The sequence below is a fragment of the Ensifer sp. MJa1 genome, assembly GCF_037026475.1.
Classification (GTDB): domain Bacteria; phylum Pseudomonadota; class Alphaproteobacteria; order Rhizobiales; family Rhizobiaceae; genus Ensifer.
The window spans coordinates 59580-81214 of sequence record NZ_JAKUMO010000016.1 but is presented as its reverse complement, the minus strand read 5'-3'; the positions used below and the strand labels follow the sequence as shown (position 1 = coordinate 81214).

Genomic DNA, 21635 nt, shown 5'->3' with positions numbered 1-21635 from the left:
GAGGCTGTGGAACAGGTGTTTGCCCCAGTTCTCGATTTCCAGGCGGCGCTCGGTGAATGCCCGCTTTGGTCGGTTGCCGACCAAATGCTTTACTTCGTCGATATCAAGCGCTGCCGCATCCACCGCTTCGAACCGGCGACGGGCGCGCTTGCGACAATGGAGCTTCCAGAGGAGGTTGGCTGCATCGGTCTGGTCGAAGGCGGCGGCTTCATCGCCGGATTGCGCTCCGGTCTCTGGATGCTTGAAGCCGATGGCACGCCGCGCAGGATGATTGCCGCAAATCCCGAGGACCAGGAAATCAGCCGCTTCAACGACGGGAGCGTCGATCCGGCTGGTCGCTTTGTCGCTGGTACGGTGGACGAAACGCGGCAGAAGGGCTTTGCAAGCCTCTACCGTTACGATGCCAGCGGCCTCACCCGCCTTGCCGAAGGGTTGCTCACGTCGAACGGCGTCGCGTTTTCGCCGGACGGCCGACGGCTCTACCATTCCGACACGCTGCGCTACACGCTCTACACCTATGACTACGACCCGGCGAGAGGTGCGGCGACAAACCGACAGGTCTTCGCCCGCTTCGGCTCCGATAAGGACAAGGGCCGCCCGGATGGTGGCGCCGTCGATACCGAAGGCTGCTACTGGGCGGCTCTTTTCGAAGGTGGTCGCGTGCAGCGCTACGCGCCCGATGGCCGGTTGCTTGCCGAGTACCCTGTTCCCGCCAAGTGTCCAACCATGGTCGCTTTCGGGGGGCCGGATCTGAAGACGCTCTACTGCACCAGCGCGAGCGTTGGCCGGCCGGAAGAAGAGCTCGCCGCCTATCCACTCTCCGGAGCGCTCTTCGCCATGCGCACCGAGGTTGCCGGCCTTGCCCGGCCTCTATTCAACCCAAGCTGCTGAGATCCGCCATGACCTATGACACAGTTCGCTATCGTTCGCTCGAAGGTCGCAACGTCCTGATAACCGGCGGCGCTTCGGGTATCGGAGAGGCCATGGTGGCGGCGTTCCGCAGTCAGGGTTCGCGCGTATCCTTCCTCGATATTGATGAGGACGCCGGCAAGGCGACTGCAGCGAAAACGGGCGCGGATTTCTATGGCTGCGACCTGACGGACATTGCGGCCCTGCGAGACGCGGTGGCGAAGGTCGAGGTGCGAAATGGGACGGTGGACGTGCTTGTCAACAATGCCGGCAAGGACGACCGCCACCGCATGGACGAGGTTGAGCCGGACTATTGGCGACGTATGTTGGCGCTCAATCTCGACCACCAATTCTTCGCCACGCAGGCCGTTTCAAAAGGTATGCGGGAGAAGGGCGGCGGCTCCATCGTCATGATGGGGTCGGTCTCGTGGATGCGCGGCAATCCGGTCATGGTTGGTTACACGACGGCCAAAGCGGCGATCAATGGAATGACGCGTACACTCGCTCGCGACCTCGGACCCTCCGGCATACGTGTCAACTGCATCGTGCCGGGCGCGATTGTTACAGAACGCCAGAAGGCGCTCTGGGCCGGTCCGGAGGAGGACCAGAAATTCATTGATCTGCAATCGCTGAAGTTCCGCCTCGACGCCGGCCATGTTGCTCGCTTGGCGCTGTTCCTCGGCTCGGAAGAAAGCAGCGGCTGCACTGGCGCGAACTTCATCGTCGATGCCGGACTGACCCAGAATTGAGTACGAAACCCATGAAACTTGAGACCACCCCAACCGGCTTCACTCTATCGATCGATGGCCGGGCCATCCTTCGCCATAGCGCGTCTTCCCCTTGCATCTATGCCGGCCATGGCGAAGAACGCATGGAAATGTACCGCGGCAACTTCGAAATCGAGGATTACGTCGTTGAGCGGAGCCCGCTCGCGCACGCCGAAATCGACGGCTGCCGCATAATGCTTTCCGAGGCCGAGGGCCAAAAAATACGTTTGGCCCTGACAGTCCTCGACGGTTCCATCGAACTCACGGCGGTGGATCCATCGGTGAACAGGCTTTGGATCCGTGTCGTTGCCGATCACGACGAACACGTGTGGGGCGGCGGCGAGCAGATGTCCTATTTCGACATGCGCGGTCGTCGCTTTCCGCTCTGGACATCGGAACCGGGCGTGGGCCGTGACAAGACGAGCGAAATTACCTTCAAATCGAATGTCAAGGATCGTGCCGGAGGCGACTACTTTAACACAAATTATCCGCAGCCGACCTTCATCTCCTCGGCTCGCTACGCTTTGCATGTGGAAACGTCGGCCTATTCCGTCTTCGATTTTCGCCGCAAGACGTTCCATGAGATCGAGACCTGGGCGGTTCCGGAACGCATCGAGATCTTCAGCGGAAACACATTCGTCGAGTTGGTCGAAAAGCTTTCGATGCGGTTTGGACGCCAGCCGACGCTTCCCGACTGGCTCTATAACGGCGCGATCGTCGGATTGAAGGACGGGGTGAATTCCTTTGCGCGCCTTCAGAAAATGAAGGAGGCGGGCGTTCGCGTTTCCGGACTGTGGTGCGAGGATTGGGTCGGCTTGCGGCAGACGTCTTTCGGCGCCCGGCTTTTTTGGGATTGGCAAGCAAACGAAGAAAGATACCCAGGACTGAGGCAGCGCATAGCGCAATTGAATGATGAGGGCGTTCGTTTCCTGGGTTACGTAAATCCCTATCTCTGCGTCGACGGCCCACTGTTTGCGGAAGCTGAGACCGCAGGTTACTTCGCCAAAGACGAGTTCGGCCGCACGGCACTGGTTGATTTCGGCGAGTTCGACTGCGGCGTCGTCGACTTCACCAATCCGCAGGCGTCGGAGTGGTTCGCTGACGAGATCATTGGTGGCAAGATGCTCGACTACGGCCTTTCCGGCTGGATGGCCGATTTCGGGGAATATCTTCCGATCGACGTACAGCTTGCGAACGGCATCGACGCCAAGCTGATGCATAACCAGTGGCCGACTCTATGGGCCGAAGTGAATGCCAAGGCTGTCGCCAGCCGCGGCAAGACCGGGGAAGCCTTGTTCTTCATGCGTGCCGGCTTCACTGGGGTTCAGAAGCACTGCCCACTGCTATGGGGGGGCGACCAGTCAGTCGATTTTTCCCGTCATGATGGACTGGTGACGGTCATCTGCGCTGCGTTGTCGTCGGGGCTCTTAGGCAATGCCTATCATCACTCGGATATCGGCGGGTACACGAGCCTGTTCGGGAATGTTCGCACCCCGGAACTGCTCATGCGTTGGGCGGAAATGGCCGCCTTCACCCCCGTCATGCGCAGCCACGAGGGCAATCGCCCCAGCGAAAACATTCAGATTGACCAGGATCCGGACGTGCTTGCTCACTTCGCGAGGATGACCGGTATATACGTACATCTGGCGCCCTATCTGAAGGCACTTTCGAACGAGGCGTCGACCCGGGGTCTACCGGTTCAAAGGCCGCTGTTCATGCACCACGAGGATGACCGCAACACGTACGGGATACAGGACAGCTATCTCTACGGTTCGGAGTTGCTTGTCGCGCCCGTCTGGCAAGCGGGTGAAGCGGAGCGCATCGTCTACCTGCCGAAGGAGGCGCGCTGGGTGCATGTGTGGAGCGGCGCCGTATACGAGGGCGGTCGCGAGGTGACCGTGGCTGCGCCACTCGGCAAGCCGGCTGTTTTCTATCGTGAGGACGCGGTGCAGGCAGATCTTTTTGCTGGCATCGGGGCCTTCTGATTATGGATTCGGCGAGCCTTGCCGTCCTGCTGCTGCTTGCGGCGGGCGCTTCCTATGTGCAGACGCTGACCGGTTTCGCGCTCGGCCTTCTGTTCATGGGCGGGGTGGGGCTGACAGGCGTCGTGCCGCTGCCCGATGCCGCCGTGCTCGTCGGTGTGTTCGTTATCTTGAACGCGGCGCAGGTGCTGGCCAAGGGCTGGCGCGATATCGCAGGGCGGGAGTTCCTGCTGGTGATCTTCGTAAGCCTCGCCTTCCTCGTTATCGGCTATTGGCTCCTTGGGCTTTTGGTTTCCTCCTCGCTCGACTGGCTGAAGTTGGTGCTCGGCGCGATCATCGTCCTGTCCAGCATTCAACTTCTCTTGCGGCCCGCACCGCTTAAGAAGCCCTCGGGACCGGCGTCCTTCGCCTTTTTTGGAGCCATTGCCGGCGTCATGGGCGGGCTCTTTTCCACTGCCGGGCCGCCGCTCGTCTACCATTTCTATCGCCAGCCGCTACGTCCGGCCGCCATTCGAGAGACGCTCGTCGCCGTCTTCGCTGTAAATGCGGTGCTTCGCCTGTTGCTCGTCGCCGGAGCGGGTGCCATGCCGTCGGCTTCCTTCTGGTGGGGCCTGCTGTGCATTCCGGTCGTGATGGCCTTCACCGCGCTCGCCCGCCGCTATCCGCCGCCGCTGACCCCGACGGGCCTGCGCCGCGTCGCCTTCTGCCTGCTGTTCCTGTCCGGCATTTCGCTTGCCGCTCCCGCCTTCCTCAAGCTTTTCGGAGATCTTTCATGACGCACTCGCTCAAGTCAGCACTCAAGGATGCAAGCCTGCTCATCGACAAGGCCTTCGTCGGAGGGCAGTGGGTTTCGGCCGCCGATGGGCGCACTTTCGCCGTTACCGATCCCTTCGACGGTTCGGTGATCATCGACGTTCCGTCGCTCTCGCGCGAGGAAGTCGCCACCGCCATCGACGCCGCCGAGACAGCACAGAAACTCTGGGCCAAGCGCACCGCCAAAGAGCGCGCCAAGGTGCTGAACACCTGGTTCCAACTCATCCTCGAGAATGCCGATGATCTGGCGCTAATCCTAACCTCGGAACAGGGCAAACCGCTTGCCGAGGCCAGGGGCGAGGTGATCTCCAACGCTGCCTACCTCGAATGGTTCGCCGAAGAGGCCAAACGCATCGACGGCGATATCATCCCCGGTGCCAATGCGGGCCAGCGCATCATGGTGCTGAAGCAGCCCGTCGGCGTCTGCGCCGCCATCACACCGTGGAATTTCCCGAACGGCATGATCACTCGCAAAGCCGGGCCGGCGCTGGCTGCCGGCTGCTCCATGCTCCTAAAGCCCGCCTCGCAGACGCCGCTCTCGGCGTTGGCGCTCGCCGTGCTCGCCGAGCGGGCGGGCGTACCAGCGGGCGTGTTTTCCGTCGTCACCGGCGAGGCGCGGCCGATCGGCGCGGAGTTCTGCCATAACCCGAAGATCGCCAAGATCACCTTCACTGGCTCAACCGGCGTTGGACGTTGGCTGATGAAGGAAGCCGCGGACAGCATCAAGCGCCTGTCACTGGAGCTTGGTGGCAACGCGCCGTTCATTGTCTTCGACGACGCCGATCTCGACGCGGCCGTGGAAGGCGCCATGATCTCGAAGTTCCGCAATGCAGGGCAGACCTGCGTCTGCGCCAACCGCATCTATGTGCAGGAAAGCGTTGTCGAAGCTTTCACGGAAAGGCTTCTGGCCAAGGTCGCGACACTGACGCTGGGCCGAGGCACCGACGCCGGCACGAGCCAGGGCCCGCTGATCGACGATAAGGCCGTCGCAAAGATGGAGGAGCATGTGGCTGATGCGCTCGAAAAGGGCGGGCGGCTGCTCGCAGGCGGCAAGCGCAGCGCACTCGGCGGTAGCTTCTACGAGCCAACCGTCATTGCTGGCGTCACCCAGTCGATGAAAGTTGCCAGCGAAGAAACCTTCGCTCCGCTTGCGCCCATCATCGCCTTCAAGGATGAAGCCGATGTGATCTCCATGGCGAACGACAGCGAGTTTGGCCTCGCCTCCTATTTCTATGCAAAGGACATGGCGCGTGTCTTCCGTGTCGCTGAGGCGCTGGAGGCCGGAATGGTTGGCGTCAACACCGGCATGATCGCAAACGAGATGGCGCCGTTCGGCGGCATCAAGCAGTCAGGTCTTGGGCGCGAGGGTTCGAAGTACGGCATCGAGGGCTTCCTCGAGCTGAAGTATGTCTGTGTCGCCGGGCTGTGAACATGGCTTTCGACTACGGCATTCTCGTCATCGGCGGCTGCATTAACGGCTGCGGCATCACGCGTGACGCGGCCGGCCGCGGTCACAAGGTACTGCTCGCCAAAATGAACGACCTCGCGAGCGGCACATCCACGGCGGCGCCCCACATCATCTCCTTGCGTGCATGGGCTGAAAAAAATCGCATAATGTATCGTGGGGAGAGAGCGCTACGGCATCGCGCTCAGTCGAATGGTACGGTTGAAATCGACGCCGACTCGCGTGTCGCTATCCGTCGACGTGGAGACGGAACTCTCGCATTGTCTTATCACTTCATTTGACGATGATGGCCCAATGCAGCTCGAACACAGCCAAGTACCTTGCGAAATGAAGGCGGTCGTGACCACTGGTATTGGAGGTTACGATAAGCTTGAACTCATGAGGGTAAGTGTCCCCGTTCCCGGCCCCGGTGAAGTGGTGCTAAAAGTTCTCGCCGCGGGAGTGAATAACACCGATATCAACACGCGCCTCGGCTGGTATTCACATTCGGTCACACAGGGTACCGGAGGCACAGTCGTAGCCGAACGCAATGACGGCGGCTGGCAGGGAGCAACACCCTTTCCAATTATACAAGGTGCTGATTGCTGCGGGCAAATCGTCTCTATGGGCGCAAACTGTGATAAAAACCGCCTCGGTCAACGTGTTCTGGTACGGCCCTGCATGCGCAAGGACGGTTTCAACCGGATGGATCACATGTGGATGGGATCTGACTTCGACGGTTCCTTCGCGCAATATGTGAAGGTTCCTGAAAATGAAACCTTTACAGTGCGTTCTGCTTGGAGTGATGCTCAACTCGCGACGATACCGTGCGCTTATGGCACGGCCGAGAACATGGTTCACCGTGCAGGCGTAGAGGCGGGGATGCGTATCCTCGTGCCGGGAGCATCGGGCGGAGTTGGATCGGCACTCGTGCAACTCTGTAGTCGCCGCGGGGCGGAGATATTCGCGGTGACCGCTGCCTCAAAGCGCGATGCGATTTCGCGAATTGGCGCACACCACGTCCTATCACGCGAGGATGATCTGCTGGGGTTGCTGGGGCCGGAAAGTATTGACGTGGTCATCGATAACGTTGCTGGGCGTGCGTTTGACATGATGCTGAAGCTGCTTCGGCGCGGTGGTCGGTATGTTTCATCCGGCGCGATTGCGGGGCCGATCGTTAGCCTCGACATGCGGGTTATGTATCTGAAGGACATCACGCTGATCGGCTGCACGGCATGGGACGAGCCGGTGTTTCGAAATCTCATTGGGTATGTTGAGAGGGATGAAATCAGGCCACTTCTGGCTAAAACCTACCCGCTCGATCAGATCATCCGGGCGCAGAAGGATTTTCAGGAGAAGCGCCACATCGGAAAGTTCGTGCTAATCCCGTTATAGCGACACCCGTTGAGACGGGACGGGCCTTTTGGGTAACCTCACATCACCGAACCACGTCCTGCCGACCTCGAAATTAATTCTTGAAGGCGGTAACATGGCAGTCCGCCAACCGCGCCGCCGCACCGCCTTTGGCTGAGACCGCCGCGCAGATCTGCCGGATCTCGGGGTTTTGAGGGGACGGATGGGCATCCGAGAACGGCGTATCTCCGGCTCCCGAAGTTTTTTCATGGTGAAGTTTTCTTACAAAGCTGTCATTAGCCAGTCGCAGAAAATCTGAACTTCTTCGCCAGGGATAGATTTGCCGCTGCGCACTAAGAAATGGGCCAATCTGATCGGAAGCCGATAGTCGAAGGGAGCGATTAGAATACCCTGCTTGAGGTAATGGTCCGCGAAACGTTTTAGCACCATCACGGAACCAGCCCGAGCGATCGCCGATTGCAGTGCAATAAACGAGGAGTCCACCTTGAACCAGTCACCGGTTGTTTGAAGGTTCAATCCGTGCTGTTCGGACAATTGAGCCCAGTCGGATTCAGAGCCCATTATGCTGATAATCCTTCCCGCAGCCAATGCTTGAATGGTCAGCGGCTGCGGGAACGATGCAGCATAGTCCGGGTGGCAAACCGGGATTGCGTATTCATGGCCGAGATGCTGCACGGTGCCATCGTCCCAGTCCCCTGTACCATAACGAATATCGATGTCGGCGGGATCGTCGTCAAACTTGTCCGCCCAGACAAAGGACGTCAACTGGACCGAAATGTCGGGATGTAACGCATAGAATTCAGCAATACGCGGCGCAATGACAAGCCCTGCAAAGGAGATGGAAGCGCGCACGCGCACTGTTCGCATCGTTGAATTTCGAAACAAGCTGTTCGTGGCCGACATCATGTCCGCAAAAGATCGCCGGATGGGCTGTGCGTATGCTTTGCCAGTGTCCGTCAGGGTCACACCCCGCGGAAGCCTCACGAACAATTCTGTGCCGAGCTTGCGCTCCAAAAGTCGAATTTGCTGGCTAACTGCTGCAGGGGTTATCCCCAACTCTTCTGCTGCTGCCGAGAAACTAGCATGTCGGGCCGCTGCTTCGAAACTGTGGAGCCACGTGACATGGGGCAGCCTAGCCATATTCTACCTGCAATGAAAATTATGCCTTTGCTTAAGAAAGCATTGTTTGTGTTGCAAGTCCAGGCCTGCGATAGACCACCCCATAACCGCGAATGTCGACATGTCAGTTGGGAGGCCGATCGGGCGATGAATGAAGTTCTATTTGACTACATCATCGTAGGCGCTGGATCCGCGGGCTGCGTCTTGGCGAACAAGCTGAGTGAAAACCCTCGTCACAAGGTGTTGCTGATCGAAGCTGGAGGCAGCGACGCGCGATTTTGGATCAAGGTCCCGTTGGGATATGCGAAGACCTTTGCCGATCGGGCCGTGAACTGGGCTTACAAGACCGAGTCCGACCCCGGCCTGAATGGGCGGCAGGCATATTGGCCACGTGGCCGGGTGATCGGGGGGTCAAGCTCAATCAATGCGATGGCCTATTTGCGGGGCTTGCCACATGACTTTGACGATTGGGAACGCGCAGGTGCGACCGGATGGAACTGGGAGGCCGTCCGCAAAACCTATGAAGCGCTAGAATGTCAGGTCGAGGGTGCTATCAAAAAGGGTAGCGGGCCTTTGGTGGTGAGCGACGTCAGTGCGGAGATGCACCCTTTTGTGCAGAACTTCCTGGATGCTGCTGGTGAAATGGGTTGGACGGTCGCCCGCAACCTGAACGGTGAGGATGCCGAAGGCCTCATGCGCATGCGCAGCACGGTTCGCAACGGTCGACGCTGGTCGGCTGCGGACGCATTCCTTCGGCCTGCAATGAAGCGATCAAACCTGCGCGTCACCTCGCGGGCATTCGTCGAAAAGCTCGTCGTTGAAAATGGGCGCGCAGCCGGCGTCCAGTTCCGCTCAGGCGGGGTCCAACATATTGTCGGGGCGAAAAAGGAAGTAATCTTATCCGCGGGCGCTATTAATTCTCCCCAGATTCTTCAATTGTCAGGAATTGGCCCGGCGGCACTGCTGGAGGCGCATGGCATTAAGGTTTTGCATGAACTGCCCGAAGTCGGCAAAGGCCTGCAAGATCATTTGGCCGTTTCACAATACTATCGCGCGACTGAGCCTACATTGAACAATACTTTGGGCACCGGCCTGGGCAGGATGTTGGCCGGGCTCCGCTACATCCTGACGCGCAAGGGACCGCTGAGTATACCTGTAAATCAGATTAGCGGGTACGTCCGCTCATCGCCGGAATCGGAAGTTCCCGATGTGCAGGTGTACTGCAATCCGATGTCTTACATTACACACACTTCAGGCGTGGTGGCCGTGGATCCTGCTCCGGGATTTCTCCTGTGCGTCCAACCCAGCCGCCCAACCAGCCGGGGTCAAGTGACAATTGCCTCGGCCAATCCCGCGGACCCGCCGCTGATCCAGCCCAATTCGCTCGCTAACTCTGAGGATTGCGAAACGGTGATCAAGGCCAGCCGACTTCTTAAAAAATTGGCTCAGACAAAAGCTATCCGCGCAGTGACCGAGGCGCCACTTCAGCCCGACATCTCCACCATGGACGATGCTGCGCTACTGGAGAACTTTCGTAGTCGCGCGGGCACAGTTTTCCATCCAAGTTGCACTTGCCGGATGGGCCAGGATGCGAGCGATTCCGTGTTGGACGCACGCTTGCGTGTTCATGGAATGAAGGGGCTTCGCGTTGTCGATGCGTCGGCCTTTCCCAATGTCACGTCCGGCAACACCAACGGTCCAACCATCATGTTGGCTGCGCGAGCTGCCGAGCTGATTTTAGAAGATGCGTGATCGCAAAGGGCCCAGTTCATGAAGCTTGATCGGATAGAGACTTTCGTTGTCGCCAACCCGCCGCCGCGACACGGCGGCCGGTATTTCATCTTCGTCCGCCTGACCACCGCCTGTGGTATCAGCGGGGTTGGCGAAATTTACAACGCCACCTTCGGCCCGGACCTTTGCGCGGCGATGGCCGTCGACATGTTTACCCGCCAGTTCGAAGGCAGCGATCCACATCATATCGAGAGGATGTGGCGCAGATGCTATGGCGCCGGCTTCACGATGCGCCCCGACGTGACTGTGATGGGCGTCCTGAGTGGCCTCGAAATGGCCTGCTGGGATATCGTAGGCAAGGCCGCCGACCAGCCTGTCTACCAATTGCTTGGCGGCAAGGTTCACGAGCGGCTGCGCAGCTACACCTATCTCTATCCCCCGCATGGTGACGTTTATCCCGATCCGAGCCTTCCCAACGTCTATAACGATCCGGATATTGCCGCCGAAGTCGCAGCCTCCGCCGTTGAAGAGGGCTTCACGGCCGTCAAGTTCGATCCGGCCGGCCCTTATACGATCTATGACGGTCATCAGCCGCGCATGGAAGATTTGTGGCGATCTGAAGCGTTCTGCAGACGCATCCGGCAAGCCGTCGGCAACAGGGCCGACCTTCTGTTCGGCACCCATGGGCAGTTCACCGTTTCTGGCGCCAAACGCCTGGCACGGCGACTGGAAGCCTACGATCCGCTCTGGTTCGAGGAGCCCATCCCGCCGGAAAATCCCGCCGACATGGCCGAGGTGGCACGCTTTACCTCGATCCCCGTCGCAGCAGGAGAGCGGTTGACGACGAAGCACGAATTTGCTCGCCTGCTCGAGGCGGGTGCGGCCTCAATCCTGCAAATGAATCTCGGCCGTGTCGGCGGCATGCTGGAAGCCAAAAAGATCGCCGGGATGGCGGAGACGCGATCGGCGCAGATCGCTCCGCATCTCTACTGCGGGCCGGTTGTGGCAGCCGCCAACATCCAGATCGCGACATGCAGCCCGAATTTTCTGATCCTGGAATCGATCGGCCGCTTCGACGGTCCTTTCATGCGGTTTCTAAACGAGCCGATCGTTTGGGAAAACGGCTTCGTTATCCCGCCCACGGCACCGGGTCTCGGCGTGACGCTGAACGACGAGGCGATCGCCCAAAGCCCCTATACGGGGCCCGAACTGCACCTCAACCTAGTCACCGAACCGGTCGCGCCCTGACCTGCATCCAAACGGAATGAGAGACCTATGAAGAAGTTGGACAAATTCTATATTGGTGGCGCCTGGGTCGCGCCCGTATCAGGCACACCGCTTGCCATCACAAACCCCGCTAACAGCGAAGTTGTTGGTCAGGTGATTTTAGGCGACAGCCGGGACGTCGACGCAGCAGTGGCAGCGGCAAAGCTTGCGTTCGACACTTTTTCGAAGACAAGCAAAGAAGAACGGATTGCTCTGCTGGAGCGGCTGAAAGCGGTATTTTCCTCTCGGGTGGAGGAAATGGCGCAGGCGATAAGCACGGAAATGGGCGCACCGATCAGCATGGCGCGAGAACAGCAGGCTTTTTGCGGCGTCGAACATATCGAGGCGTTTATCGCCGCACTGAAAGGCCAGGCCGAGCGCGAGATCTTAGCCAATGGCGATACGCTGCTTCGTGAACCAATCGGGGTTTGCGGGCTGATTACACCTTGGAACTGGCCGATCAGCCAAATAGCGCTGAAAGTCGTACCCGCCTTTGCCACGGGGGCGACCTGTGTGCTCAAGCCGTCAGAATATGCGCCCCTGTCAGCGGCGCTGTTCGCGGAGATCGTGCACGAGGCAGGCTATCCGGCGGGAGTGTTCAATCTCGTCTTCGGCGATGGACAAGAGGTGGGCAGTGCGATGTCGCGCCATCGTGATATCGCGATGATATCATTCACGGGATCCACACGCGCAGGCGTCTCAGTTTCAAAGGACGCCGCCGATACGGTCAAGCGAGTAACGCTGGAACTGGGCGGCAAATCCCCGAACTTGGTCTTTGCCGACGCCGATTTGGAAACCCGTGTTGCCGCATCGGTTGCCCATTGTTTTTATAATACGGGGCAGTCTTGCAACGCACCCACTCGGATGCTGGTCGAACGAAGCGTCTACGATCGCGTTCTCGAAATTGCAAAAAAGGTTGCAGAGACGCAAATGGTCGACGATCCCGCCAAGCCCGGCGACCATATTGGTCCCTTGTTCAACCAACTGCAGTTCGACCGTGTGCAGACCATGATCAAGATGGGTATCGATGAAGGTGCTCGCCTTCTGGCGGGGGGGACTGGCAAGCCCGAAGGGCTGGAGAAGGGGTGCTTTGTCAAACCCACAGTCTTTGCAGACGTAACCAACGAGATGCGGATTGCGCGCGAAGAAATCTTCGGTCCGGTTCTGGTCATCATTCCCTTCGATACCGAAGTCGAGGCTATCGCCATCGCAAACGACAGCGATTTTGGCCTAGCCGCTTATCTGCAAACCGGGGACGTGGCTCGGGCTGAGCGCGTTGCTGACGCCCTTCGCGCGGGCACCGTGAAAATAAATGGGCAGGCCACGAACTACGGCTCTCCCTTTGGCGGCTACAAACAATCGGGCAATGGCCGCGAAGGTGGGATCTTCGGGCTCGAGGACTACCAGGAACTGAAGGTTCGTAGCTCCATCCGCGTTTAAGCCTAAGCCCGCCTTGGCGGGCGATTTGGCATTTCACCCCACCTCACTAACCGCACGGTTTCACAGCTTCATACTCTTGGGAGGAGTTAAGGCGATGGCTAAATTAAGTCCGGCCACAGGCATCGGCAAGGCGCAACCGCACCAGTCTGGCCTCCAGCGCTATTTTCAGTTCTTCATTCTTCTGCTCGCGGCGGGCTCAATCTATCCGCTGATTTATCTTCGCCAGAACTTCGAAACGACAATTCTCGAAACCTTCCACATCTCCAGTTCCGAACTTGGCACCTATTATTCGATGCTCGGGACGATGTTTCTGCTCACCTATCTGCCGAGCGGCTGGTTGGCGGACCGCGTATCACCGCGCCTGCTCTTGACCTTCTCGATGATGGCCACCGGCATTCTGGGGCTTTGGTATGCCAGCATTCCAGATAAGTCGGCCCTGTATTGGATATTTCTTGGCTGGGGCATCTCATCCGGTCTGACTTTCTGGGCGGCCCTCCTCAAGGGCGTCAAGATGCTGGCTCGACCACATGAACAGGGACGATTCTTTGGCGGCCTGGAAGGGATGCGCGGCCTTGTGGAAGCTATCCTGGCTACCGCCGCGGTCGCTCTATTTAGCTACTACGTTGATCGTAAAGGCCTCGCTGCGGCAGAGACCTTGCCATCGGTCATCATGCTTTATGTCTACAACAGCTTCGCAGTAGGGGTCTTGTGTTTCCTATTCCTGCGTTTGAAGGATGACACCCCGGTCAAGACCTCTGCAAGCAAGAACAATCTTCTGGCTGATCTCAGGTTCCTCCTGGCAGTGCCCGAGCTTTGGCTTATCGCCATTATCATTCTTTGTGGCTATCAGTTGTTTTGGGCGACCTATTCCTTCTCCGCTTTTCTGCAGGAAAAATACACGATGTCGGCAAGCGCCGCCGCGTTTATCACTGTGGCAAAATTGTGGATGCGTCCAATCGGTGGTCTGGGGGCTGGCTTTCTGGGCGACAAGATCGGCCGGGAAAATGTACTGGCGATCACGATGACATTGAGCATTCTCGGGCTGCTGGCGCTGCTGTTTCTGCCATCGACGGCTGGCAGTTTCATCCTGCTGTTTGTCGTATTGCTGATCGGGATTATGACCTACGCCACTCGAGGCTTGTATTGGTCGATCCTTGAAAGTCGCAATATACCGACTCGGGTGACCGGGCTCGCCATCGGCGTGATTTCCTTGATCGCATATACACCTGACATTTATCTCCCTAAACTGAATGGGTACCTTGCTGATCACTATACGGGGCTCGCAGTTTATCAGATGTACTTCGGCTTCATCGCCGCGTCGGGTATCCTTGGTCTGCTTGCCATAGGTCTTCTGAAGTCACGGACGAAAATTAGAGCGGCGGCACAAATACCGACCACGGTGGCCGCGGAATAGTAAGGCTGCGGGTGGAGTAAATTCCGGCTCTGCTAAGTGGCCGTTTCGCCTCCGCTTATGATTTCACCTATCGGTTTAACAAGGATCGAATGCCAATGATCTATGGCTATATCGGGCTAGGAAATCTCGGAGGGCGCCTTGCTGCCAGCCTGCTCAAGGCCGGCTTCAAGGTGGTCGTGCATGATCGCCACAAACATCTTTCAGATCGCCTCGTTGCAGAAGGGGCGACCTGGGCGGATTCTCCGGAAGCGATGGCGCGGCAGTGCGATGCTGTAATCACCTGCCTACCCTCACCATCTGTTTCCGAGCTGGTTCTTACCCAGTTACTTTCGGGCCTGAGACCCGGATCGACCTGGATTGAGATGTCGACGCTGAGCCGTGATGAAATTCTTCGTCTCGCTGCTGTTGCGGCGAGGCATGGCGTGCGAGCGATGGAGCTGCCGGTGACGGGCGGCGTGCATCTTGCCGCGCACGGAAAGATCACCATGCTTGCCGGCGGCGACAAGGACCTCTTTGACGCCCATTTGCCGGCGCTCGAAGCCATGGGCAACAAGATTTTCCACATGGGTACGCTTGGCAATGCTGCGATCATCAAGGTGATCACCAACATGCTGGCCTTCATCCACCTCAAGGCATGCAGCGAAGCGTTAATGCTTGCCCGGCGCGGCGGCCTGGATCTCGGTCAGGCCTGGCATGCCATCAAGGCTTCCTCGGGCAACTCCTTTGTCCATGAGACGGAGGGCGCGCTCATCCTCAACGGATCGTACGATGTTGCCTTCAACATTGACCTGGCGCTGAAGGATCTCGGATTTGCCATGGCGTTCGGCCGTGAATTCGGCGTCCCGCTCGACCTTGCGGGGGTAACCCAGCAAACTTACGTTGCCGCCAAGGCGGCCTATGGAGGCAACGCCGAATCGCCGATGATCGCCAAGCTTCTGGAAGACCTGCTCAAGACCGACCTGCGCGCACCGGGCTTTCCGGCTCGGCTGGAGTGATGAGCCGCAGCATTGCGACGGGAGCCGAGGGGACGCTGCGACTCGCTCGCCGAAGGCTGTGTGCCGAAATAGTCCCCGGATCATGTTGCCTCTGCTCGAGGCGTGGCGCGGGCACCGTCAGGTAACGGCATTTGGAATTTGATGTGCAAGTAAGGGCTACGATGAACCGTGGCCCGCGCTACCGCCGCCATCGTTTCCCGGTTGAGAACATTTCCCACGCCGTCTGGCTCTAATCGCTTCCTCTCAGCCTGCGGAAGGTCGAGGACATGCTGGCTGCTCCTCGGATCATTTTTTCACATCAGATGGTCCGGTGATGAGCGGCGCGTTTCTGGCAGCCTTTGCCTAAGACATCCACCGTCGTTCTTTTAATTAGCGATTGCAAAAAAGAGCGCATCTACGCATCGAATGGTTCATCGGCTATCAAAGCAGAGGCGGCAATAATGTTCGACCTTTTGCGACTCTGATATTGTCCTCTTCCACCGTGCAGGATTGATCTATATTCCACGACAGTCTTGCCCCGAACAAGCAGTCGCACGGGCCATCCCTGAACATTAAGGCCTTCATAGGGGGTGTAGTCGGCGCCGTGTTGCAGGATCTCGTTGGTTAGAGTCACCCGTTCGGCCGGATCCCAGAGTGCGATGTCGGCGTCGGATCCGATCGCGATCGTTCCCTTCTGCGGGTACATTCCGTAAAGCTTGGCGTGGTTGGTTGAGGTGATCGCGACGAAGTGGTTGAGGTCGATCCGACCTTTCATCACGCCTTCGGAAAAGAGGATCGGCAGGCGCGTCGCCACGCCCGGGATGCCGTTCGGAATCCAGCGGAAATGGCGTTTTCCCTTATCGTTCAGCTTGCCTTCCGGATCGTCGAAGCGGAAGGGGCAGTGGTCGGAGGAGAAGAGGTCGAAGACGCCCTGCTCGATCCCCTCCCAGCACGCATCCTGGCTTGCCTTGTCGCGCGGCGGCGGCGAGCAGACATATTTCGCCCCATCCAGACCTCCGAGGTCGAGATCATCTGCCGTCAGCATCAGATATTGCGGGCAGGTCTCGCCGGCGATCTTCTGGCCACGCTGGCGGGCGCGGCGGATTTCCTCCATCGCCTCGCGGTTAGAGACATGGACGATAACCATCGGCACATCGACGATTTCGGCGAACGAGAGGGCGCGATGCGTTGCTTCGCGTTCTGCCGCGACCGGCCGGGTCGTGGCATGATATTTGGGCGCGAGTTTCTCCTCTTCTTCATGCCGGCCGATCAGGTAGCGGATCGCGTCTTCGTTTTCGCAATGGACCATGACCAGCGCGCCGGTGCGACGCGCGGTATCGAGGGTTGCCAGGATCTCGTCGTCCCGCAGGCGAAGTCCCTCATAGGTCATGAAGACTTTGAGAGAGGTGTAGCCGTCTTCGACGAGAGCCGGCAGTTCCTGGCCGAGCACCTCGGCCGTCGGGTCGGTGATCACGAGGTGGAACGAGACGTCGACATGGCAATTGCCGTCCGCCTTGGCGTGATAGACCTTCAGCGCCTCGCGCAGCGACTGACCCTTTTCCTGCATGCAGAAGGCGAGCACCGTGCTGTTGCCACCGATCGCGGCCGAGCGGGTACCGCTGTCGAAGTCGTCAGCCATGACGATGCCCTCGCCGGAGGGCTGGTCGAGATGCACATGGCTGTCGATGCCACCGGGAAGGACGAAGAGGCCGGCGGCGTCGATTACCTCGTCTGCATCCGTCAGCTCTGCCGCCAGCGCCACGATCCGGCCGTCCCTGATGCCGACATCGCTCACAAATGTGTCGCTTGCCGTTACCACCGTTCCGTTGCGGATCACCGTATCGAAGCGCATCAGTCAGTCCTTTTCGTTGATTTTCAGCTCGCCCTGGCGAGGCCGGCTTCGCCGGCGAGGATCCGGTCGAGGGCCGCGGTGAAGCGATCGACTTCCTCGATCGTGTTGTAATGCACCATCGAGACACGCAGCATGCCGCCATGGTCGGTCAGTCCAAGATATTCAGCAAGCCGACGTGAATGGAAGTCTCCGAAGCGCATGGCGATCTTCTCGGCGTCCATGGCCTTGCAGAGGTCTGCCGCCTCGCGTCCATCGAAGCGGAAGGCAATGGTGGGCACACGTTGGCTGTCGGGGTTCGCCGACTGCCCGATGATCCGGCAGTCGTTGCGCGAACGAAGATAGGTCAGAAGCCGCTCGGTGAGCGCGTCTTCCTGAGCGGTGATCGCGCCATAGGCAGCTTCGATCTTCTGCCTGACAGTTCCGGTTTCGCCGGCCTGTTCGCCGAGTGAAACGAGATAGTCGACGATGCCACAGGTCGAATAGGCGAGTTCGTAATTGGGATTGCCCGGCTCCAGTTTGCCCGGCACTTTGTCCCGGCCGTAGAAGTAGTGGTAGAGCGTGTCGAGCTCGAGCAGCAGGTCGTATTTGCCGTACATCAGCGCGTAATGCGGACCATAGGTCTTGTAGAGGCTGAAGACGTAATAGTCGACGTCGAAGGCCTGCACGTCGACCGCCCGGTGCGGGGCATAGGCGACGGCATCAACGCAGATCTTGGCGCCACGGGCATGGACGAAATCGGCGATCTCGCGGATCGGATTGATGGAGCCGAGGATGTTCGAGCAATGAGTCACACAGACGAGCTTCGTGCGCTCGCTCATCAAGGGGGCGAGATCGGCGAGGTCGAGTGACAAAGTTTCCTTGTTCAGCGGCCAGATCTTCAAGATGACGCCGCGTTCCTGCAACCGGTCCCAGGGACCGATGTTGGATTCGTGATCCGATACAGTGATGATGATCTCGTCGCCGGCCGTCAGCTGGCTGTGCATGGCGCGGGCGAGGTTTTGCAGCAGTGCGGTGGTCGAGTTGCCGAAAACGATCTCTTCCGGACGCTGTGCATGGACGAGATGCATGGCGGCGGTACGCGCCTCGTAGAGGGCTGCCGCCGCGGCCTGCGAGACTTCGTATGAACCGCCGATCTGGACGTTCTTCTCATAGAGGAAGGTGTTGATCCGCTCGACGGCAATTTTGAGGATCTGGGAGCCTCCCGCATTGTCGAAGAAGGTCCAGCCGCGGGCCAGGCCCGGGAACTGGCTGCGCACATAGTCGAGATCGAGCGACTTGGTGGAAGGTGTTGCCATTGCGGGTGTCCTCCGATGTTTTTTCTTGTTTAATGGTTGAGGACTGCGCGGAGGAAACCGCGCGTCCGCTCATGCTTGGGGGCGTCGAAGATGTCTGCCGGGGTGCCGCTTTCGACCAGCCTTCCGCCATCCATGAAGATCACCCGGTCAGCGACCTGGCGGGCAAAGCCCATTTCATGGGTGACCACGACCATGGTGACGCCTGATCCGGCAAGCTTGCGCATGACATCAAGCACTTCGCCGACCATTTCTGGATCAAGCGCCGAGGTCGGCTCGTCGAAGAGCAGGACGCGCGGCTCCATGGCCAGCGCCCTGGCGATCGCCACGCGCTGCTGCTGGCCGCCGGAGAGCTGACCTGGGAACTTCTCCGCTTGCTCGGAGATGCCGACGCGGGCGAGCAGTTCGCGCGCTTTGCGCTCGGCTTCCGCTTCCGAAGTGCCGCGGACCCGCATCGGGGCGAGCATGACGTTCTTGAGCACTGTCATGTGCGGGAAGAGATTGAAGGACTGGAAGACCATGCCGACTTCGGCGCGGACCTTTGCGAGGGCCGGGCCGGGCTCGACGCGGATGCCGTCGACGGTGATCCGGCTTTCCGGCGCGAAAGCTTCGAGATGGTTGATGCAGCGGATCAGCGTGGACTTGCCCGAGCCCGACGGGCCGATGACGCAGACGACTTCGCCTTCGGCGATGTCGAGGTCGATACCGTGCAGGACGGTGAAGGCGCCATAGGCCTTGGTGAGCCCGCGGATAGAAATGAGAGGAGCGGTCGTTGCGGTCATCAGCGCTTCCCCCGGCTGAAGTGTTTTTCGAGACGCGAGACGACGGCGACCATCGGCCAGAGCAGGGCGATATAGATGAGCGCCGCGCCGATCAGCGGTGTCGGATTGGCGGCGAGCGCCTGGGCCTGGGTCGCCTGCTTGAGGAGATCCGGCATGGCGACGACGGAGGCGAGCGCCGTATCCTTCATGACGTTAATGCAGTTGTTGGTGAGCGGCGGAATGACGATGCGGATCGCCTGGGGCAGGATCACGTCGATCATGGTGTGGCGGTTCGACAGACCGAGCGCTGCGGAGGCCTCGAACTGGCCGTGCGGGATCGCCTCGATGCCGGCGCGGAAGATTTCCGCCGTATAAGCCGCCGAGACCAGCGACAGTGCAGTGACGGCCGAGAGGAAGGGTGAAAGGCGAATGCCGATGAAGGGCAGGGCATAATACACGATGATCAGCAGCACCAGCAGCGGGATCGAGCGGAAGATGTCGATGTATATGCGGATGAGGATCTTGATGAGGCTCGGTGCATAGAGGCGCGTGACCGCCAGGAAAAGGCCGCCGGCAAGACCGACGAGAATGCTCGTCACCCCGATCTGCAGGGTCACGATCAGCCCCCACAGTAAGACTGGAAGGCTGTTAGCCAGGACATCGAGGTTGAAGAAGGTATTGATGAGTGTCATGCCGCATCGGCTCCCATGGCAGGCCGGCGGAACGAGACCGTCCCGCCGGCCGCGTTTCGAGCGTTACTTGCCCTTGGGCATGTCGAGCACAGCGACGGTCGAGGTCGTGTCCTCGGCCTCCGCGCCGAACCAGGTCTCGTGCAGCTTGGCGATGAAGCCTTCCTGCTTGAGCTTAGTGATGACGCCATTCACTTCGGTCGCCAGCGGATCGTTCTTGTTGAACATGATCGAGTATTTCTCGCCGGTCGGAATACGCTCGACTACCTTCAGCTCGGGCTTGTCCTTCACGTAGTAGAGAAGTGCGGGAATGTCAGAGATGTAGCCGTCGACGCGACCGGCGACGAGGTCGAGCATGGCTGGCTGCAAGCCTTCGAAGCGGCGGATCTCGCCGAGCTTGTATTCATCCCTGTGGCCTTCGGCCCACATGTCGCCGGTCGAGCCAGTGTCGACGCCGACGACCTTGCCGCCCATGTCCTTGAGGCCGGTGATGCCGGAAGCGGCGGTCACCGTCAGCGACTGGTCGCTGTCATAGTAGGGCTGGGCGAAGGAAACCGATTCCAGGCGCTTCTCGGTGATGGTGATCGAGGAGATTGCCATGTTGATGCGGCCGGACTGAACGGCCGGGAAGAGGCCGTTGAAGGGCGTGTTGACAAATTCGACGGTCTTGCCAAGACGCTTGGCGATCTCGTTGACGAGGTCGACCTCGAAGCCGGTGACCTTGCCGCTGGCGTCTTCGAATTCCCACGGCACGTTACCGATGTTGGCGCCGACCGTGAGGTCTGCGGCATGGGCGGAGGTGCCGAGGGCTGCGGCAAACAGGCCGGCCAAGAGCGTTGACTTGAAGATGGTTGAACGTGTCATGAGAGTTCCCCTTGTTTTTTGAACGTGACTCAATCTACATTGGTCTAACTGGTCAGACCAGTCAGGCCAAAAAAAGCATGCCGCTTTCCGCTTGGCAAGGGGATGCCTGAAAAAATAGATTGCACGACGAAGCACGCTGCCGGAGAAGGAACCGCATGTTCAACAAGACGCTCGTTCCGCAATCGGTGGCACGCGAGATCCAAAGCATGATCCAGTCCGGCCAGTTGAAGCCGGGGGAAAAGATCCCGTCGCAGCGGGAGTTTTCCCAGAAATTCGGTATCAGCCGGGCCTCTCTGCGGGAAGCGTTGCTGACATTGGAAACGCTCGGGCTTTTGAAGACCGAGGCTGGGCGGGGCACCTTCGTTGCGAGCCCGTCTGCGCCCAGCTCGGGTGCAGCTGGTCACATGGCACCCTGGCGCTATTCCGACAGCTATTCGGTGTTCGACGTCTTCCAGACGCGCATCCTGCTGGAAGGCGAGATCGCCCGGCTGGCCGCGGGGCGTCTCACCCAGTTGCAGCTCGACCAGATGGAGCAGGCGACCCGCACCATGGAAGAGTGCTGGGCGAGCCAGGATCTTCTGGCCAATGTCGAGGCGGATCTCGAGTTTCACGGCACCATCGTCTCCGCCTGCTCGAATGCCATGCTCAAGGCGCTGTACCAGACGGTGCGGGATCAGGTGACGGAGACTCAACGTCAGCCGATCCCGATCACCGACCCCGAACGCATGCAGGAATCGATCGGCGAACATCGGAAGATCATCATGGCTCTTAGGTCCAATGACGGTGCGCGGGCGAAGCTTGAGATGGAAACTCATATTCGCAACACCGCCCGTTGCGCCGGGTTGGAGCCGAAATCGTTGTCTGCAGATGCAACGCTTTAGACGGACTGATCGCCGCGTCGACCCCAACAGAAGCAAGCTCTCGACGAACGGTTACGCGCACAA

The 21635-nt window shown here is 59.4% G+C and carries 18 protein-coding genes and 2 pseudogenes; 14 read left to right on the top strand and 6 right to left on the bottom strand.

What is annotated here, in order from left to right:
* The first annotated feature begins 6 nt into the window (after positions 1 to 6).
* The 7 genes and pseudogenes from MKZ91_RS20715 (at position 7) to MKZ91_RS20685 (ending at position 7310) form a co-directional block, all read left to right on the top strand.
* Positions 7 to 891, top strand: a complete 885-nt coding sequence (locus MKZ91_RS20715; RefSeq protein WP_112977066.1) for an SMP-30/gluconolactonase/LRE family protein — start codon at positions 7 to 9, stop codon at positions 889 to 891.
* A gap of 8 nt (positions 892 to 899) precedes the next feature.
* On the top strand, positions 900 to 1658 hold the full coding sequence (locus MKZ91_RS20710; RefSeq protein ID WP_112977067.1) for an SDR family NAD(P)-dependent oxidoreductase: 759 nt from the start codon (positions 900 to 902) through the stop codon (positions 1656 to 1658).
* A gap of 11 nt (positions 1659 to 1669) precedes the next feature.
* Positions 1670 to 3661 carry an alpha-glucosidase gene (locus MKZ91_RS20705; protein ID WP_112977068.1) on the top strand — a complete coding sequence of 664 codons (1992 nt, stop codon included), beginning with the start codon at positions 1670 to 1672 and terminating at the stop codon, positions 3659 to 3661.
* 2 nt (positions 3662 to 3663) lie between these two features.
* Positions 3664 to 4434 (top strand): TSUP family transporter, encoded by a 771-nt coding sequence (locus tag MKZ91_RS20700; RefSeq protein WP_112977069.1) that lies wholly within the window; start codon positions 3664 to 3666, stop codon positions 4432 to 4434.
* A complete protein-coding gene (locus tag MKZ91_RS20695; protein ID WP_113554860.1) occupies positions 4431 to 5900 on the top strand; it encodes an NAD-dependent succinate-semialdehyde dehydrogenase in 1470 nt (489 codons plus the stop codon). Before MKZ91_RS20700 ends, MKZ91_RS20695 begins: the two co-directional genes overlap by 4 nt.
* Positions 5901 to 5902: 2 nt before the next feature.
* A pseudogene (locus tag MKZ91_RS20690) lies at positions 5903 to 6115 on the top strand (FAD-dependent oxidoreductase); the annotation flags it as partial.
* Positions 6116 to 6230: 115 nt separating this feature from the next.
* Positions 6231 to 7310, top strand: coding sequence for an alcohol dehydrogenase family protein (locus tag MKZ91_RS20685; RefSeq protein WP_255381578.1), 1080 nt, complete (start codon positions 6231 to 6233; stop codon positions 7308 to 7310).
* A 240-nt stretch (positions 7311 to 7550) separates the two neighbouring features.
* On the opposite strand, the gene MKZ91_RS20680 is transcribed toward MKZ91_RS20685, so the two are convergent.
* Complete coding sequence (locus MKZ91_RS20680) at positions 7551 to 8429, bottom strand: LysR family transcriptional regulator (protein ID WP_112977072.1); 879 nt, start codon at positions 8427 to 8429, stop codon at positions 7551 to 7553.
* Between MKZ91_RS20680 and MKZ91_RS20675 the strand changes: the two genes are divergently transcribed.
* The 6 genes and pseudogenes from MKZ91_RS20675 to MKZ91_RS31640 form a co-directional block, all read left to right on the top strand.
* Entirely contained in the window at positions 8412 to 10160 is a 1749-nt protein-coding gene (locus MKZ91_RS20675; protein WP_336172937.1) for a GMC family oxidoreductase, read from the top strand. The two genes, MKZ91_RS20680 and MKZ91_RS20675, sit on opposite strands and share 18 nt — an antisense overlap.
* Positions 10161 to 10178: 18 nt before the next feature.
* The gene (locus tag MKZ91_RS20670) at positions 10179 to 11387 is read left to right on the top strand and encodes a mandelate racemase/muconate lactonizing enzyme family protein (RefSeq protein ID WP_112977074.1); all 1209 of its coding nucleotides are present in this window, start codon (positions 10179 to 10181) and stop codon (positions 11385 to 11387) included.
* 27 nt (positions 11388 to 11414) lie between these two features.
* The gene (locus tag MKZ91_RS20665; protein WP_112977075.1) at positions 11415 to 12845 is read left to right on the top strand and encodes an aldehyde dehydrogenase family protein; all 1431 of its coding nucleotides are present in this window, start codon (positions 11415 to 11417) and stop codon (positions 12843 to 12845) included.
* 94 nt (positions 12846 to 12939) lie between these two features.
* Positions 12940 to 14259 (top strand): MFS transporter, encoded by a 1320-nt coding sequence (locus tag MKZ91_RS20660; protein ID WP_113554862.1) that lies wholly within the window; start codon positions 12940 to 12942, stop codon positions 14257 to 14259.
* 95 nt (positions 14260 to 14354) lie between these two features.
* Positions 14355 to 15254, top strand: coding sequence for an NAD(P)-dependent oxidoreductase (locus tag MKZ91_RS20655; RefSeq protein ID WP_442892320.1), 900 nt, complete (start codon positions 14355 to 14357; stop codon positions 15252 to 15254).
* 161 nt (positions 15255 to 15415) lie between these two features.
* A pseudogene (locus MKZ91_RS31640) lies at positions 15416 to 15565 on the top strand (IS6 family transposase); the annotation flags it as partial.
* An 83-nt stretch (positions 15566 to 15648) separates the two neighbouring features.
* On the opposite strand, the gene hydA reads toward MKZ91_RS31640, so the two are convergent.
* The 5 genes from hydA to MKZ91_RS20630 all read right to left on the bottom strand — a co-directional run bounded on the left by hydA (position 15649) and on the right by MKZ91_RS20630 (position 20691).
* Positions 15649 to 17085: a dihydropyrimidinase gene (hydA, locus tag MKZ91_RS20650; protein WP_336172935.1), complete on the bottom strand. Its 1437-nt coding sequence runs from the start codon at positions 17083 to 17085 to the stop codon at positions 15649 to 15651.
* A 23-nt stretch (positions 17086 to 17108) separates the two neighbouring features.
* Positions 17109 to 18380 (bottom strand): cysteine desulfurase-like protein, encoded by a 1272-nt coding sequence (locus MKZ91_RS20645; RefSeq protein ID WP_336172934.1) that lies wholly within the window; start codon positions 18378 to 18380, stop codon positions 17109 to 17111.
* 29 nt (positions 18381 to 18409) lie between these two features.
* On the bottom strand, positions 18410 to 19159 hold the full coding sequence (locus MKZ91_RS20640) for an amino acid ABC transporter ATP-binding protein (protein WP_255381566.1): 750 nt from the start codon (positions 19157 to 19159) through the stop codon (positions 18410 to 18412).
* Positions 19159 to 19830, bottom strand: a complete 672-nt coding sequence (locus MKZ91_RS20635) for an amino acid ABC transporter permease (RefSeq protein WP_112977457.1) — start codon at positions 19828 to 19830, stop codon at positions 19159 to 19161. Before MKZ91_RS20635 ends, MKZ91_RS20640 begins: the two co-directional genes overlap by 1 nt.
* 63 nt (positions 19831 to 19893) lie before the next feature.
* The gene (locus MKZ91_RS20630; RefSeq protein WP_113554867.1) at positions 19894 to 20691 is read right to left on the bottom strand and encodes an ABC transporter substrate-binding protein; all 798 of its coding nucleotides are present in this window, start codon (positions 20689 to 20691) and stop codon (positions 19894 to 19896) included.
* A gap of 155 nt (positions 20692 to 20846) precedes the next feature.
* Here MKZ91_RS20630 and MKZ91_RS20625 point away from each other — a divergent pair, with 155 nt between their 5' ends.
* Complete coding sequence (locus MKZ91_RS20625; RefSeq protein WP_113554868.1) at positions 20847 to 21572, top strand: FadR/GntR family transcriptional regulator; 726 nt, start codon at positions 20847 to 20849, stop codon at positions 21570 to 21572.
* Positions 21573 to 21635 lie beyond the last annotated feature (63 nt).

Bases quoted from the DNA above. Each gene is read 5' to 3' on its own strand.
- MKZ91_RS20710 (WP_112977067.1), top strand. From the start codon at position 900: ATGACCTATGACACAGTTCGCTATCGTTCGCTCGAAGGTCGCAACGTC.
- MKZ91_RS20705 (WP_112977068.1), top strand. From the start codon at position 1,670: ATGAAACTTGAGACCACCCCAACCGGCTTCACTCTATCGATCGATGGC.
- MKZ91_RS20700 (WP_112977069.1), top strand. From the start codon at position 3,664: ATGGATTCGGCGAGCCTTGCCGTCCTGCTGCTGCTTGCGGCGGGCGCT.
- MKZ91_RS20695 (WP_113554860.1), top strand. From the start codon at position 4,431: ATGACGCACTCGCTCAAGTCAGCACTCAAGGATGCAAGCCTGCTCATC.
- MKZ91_RS20685 (WP_255381578.1), top strand. From the start codon at position 6,231: ATGCAGCTCGAACACAGCCAAGTACCTTGCGAAATGAAGGCGGTCGTG.
- MKZ91_RS20675 (WP_336172937.1), top strand. From the start codon at position 8,412: ATGGGGCAGCCTAGCCATATTCTACCTGCAATGAAAATTATGCCTTTG.
- MKZ91_RS20680 (WP_112977072.1), bottom strand. From the start codon at position 8,429: ATGGCTAGGCTGCCCCATGTCACGTGGCTCCACAGTTTCGAAGCAGCG.
- MKZ91_RS20670 (WP_112977074.1), top strand. From the start codon at position 10,179: ATGAAGCTTGATCGGATAGAGACTTTCGTTGTCGCCAACCCGCCGCCG.
- MKZ91_RS20665 (WP_112977075.1), top strand. From the start codon at position 11,415: ATGAAGAAGTTGGACAAATTCTATATTGGTGGCGCCTGGGTCGCGCCC.
- MKZ91_RS20660 (WP_113554862.1), top strand. From the start codon at position 12,940: ATGGCTAAATTAAGTCCGGCCACAGGCATCGGCAAGGCGCAACCGCAC.
- MKZ91_RS20655 (WP_442892320.1), top strand. From the start codon at position 14,355: ATGATCTATGGCTATATCGGGCTAGGAAATCTCGGAGGGCGCCTTGCT.
- hydA (WP_336172935.1), bottom strand. From the start codon at position 17,085: ATGCGCTTCGATACGGTGATCCGCAACGGAACGGTGGTAACGGCAAGC.
- MKZ91_RS20645 (WP_336172934.1), bottom strand. From the start codon at position 18,380: ATGGCAACACCTTCCACCAAGTCGCTCGATCTCGACTATGTGCGCAGC.
- MKZ91_RS20640 (WP_255381566.1), bottom strand. From the start codon at position 19,159: ATGACCGCAACGACCGCTCCTCTCATTTCTATCCGCGGGCTCACCAAG.
- MKZ91_RS20635 (WP_112977457.1), bottom strand. From the start codon at position 19,830: ATGACACTCATCAATACCTTCTTCAACCTCGATGTCCTGGCTAACAGC.
- MKZ91_RS20630 (WP_113554867.1), bottom strand. From the start codon at position 20,691: ATGACACGTTCAACCATCTTCAAGTCAACGCTCTTGGCCGGCCTGTTT.
- MKZ91_RS20625 (WP_113554868.1), top strand. From the start codon at position 20,847: ATGTTCAACAAGACGCTCGTTCCGCAATCGGTGGCACGCGAGATCCAA.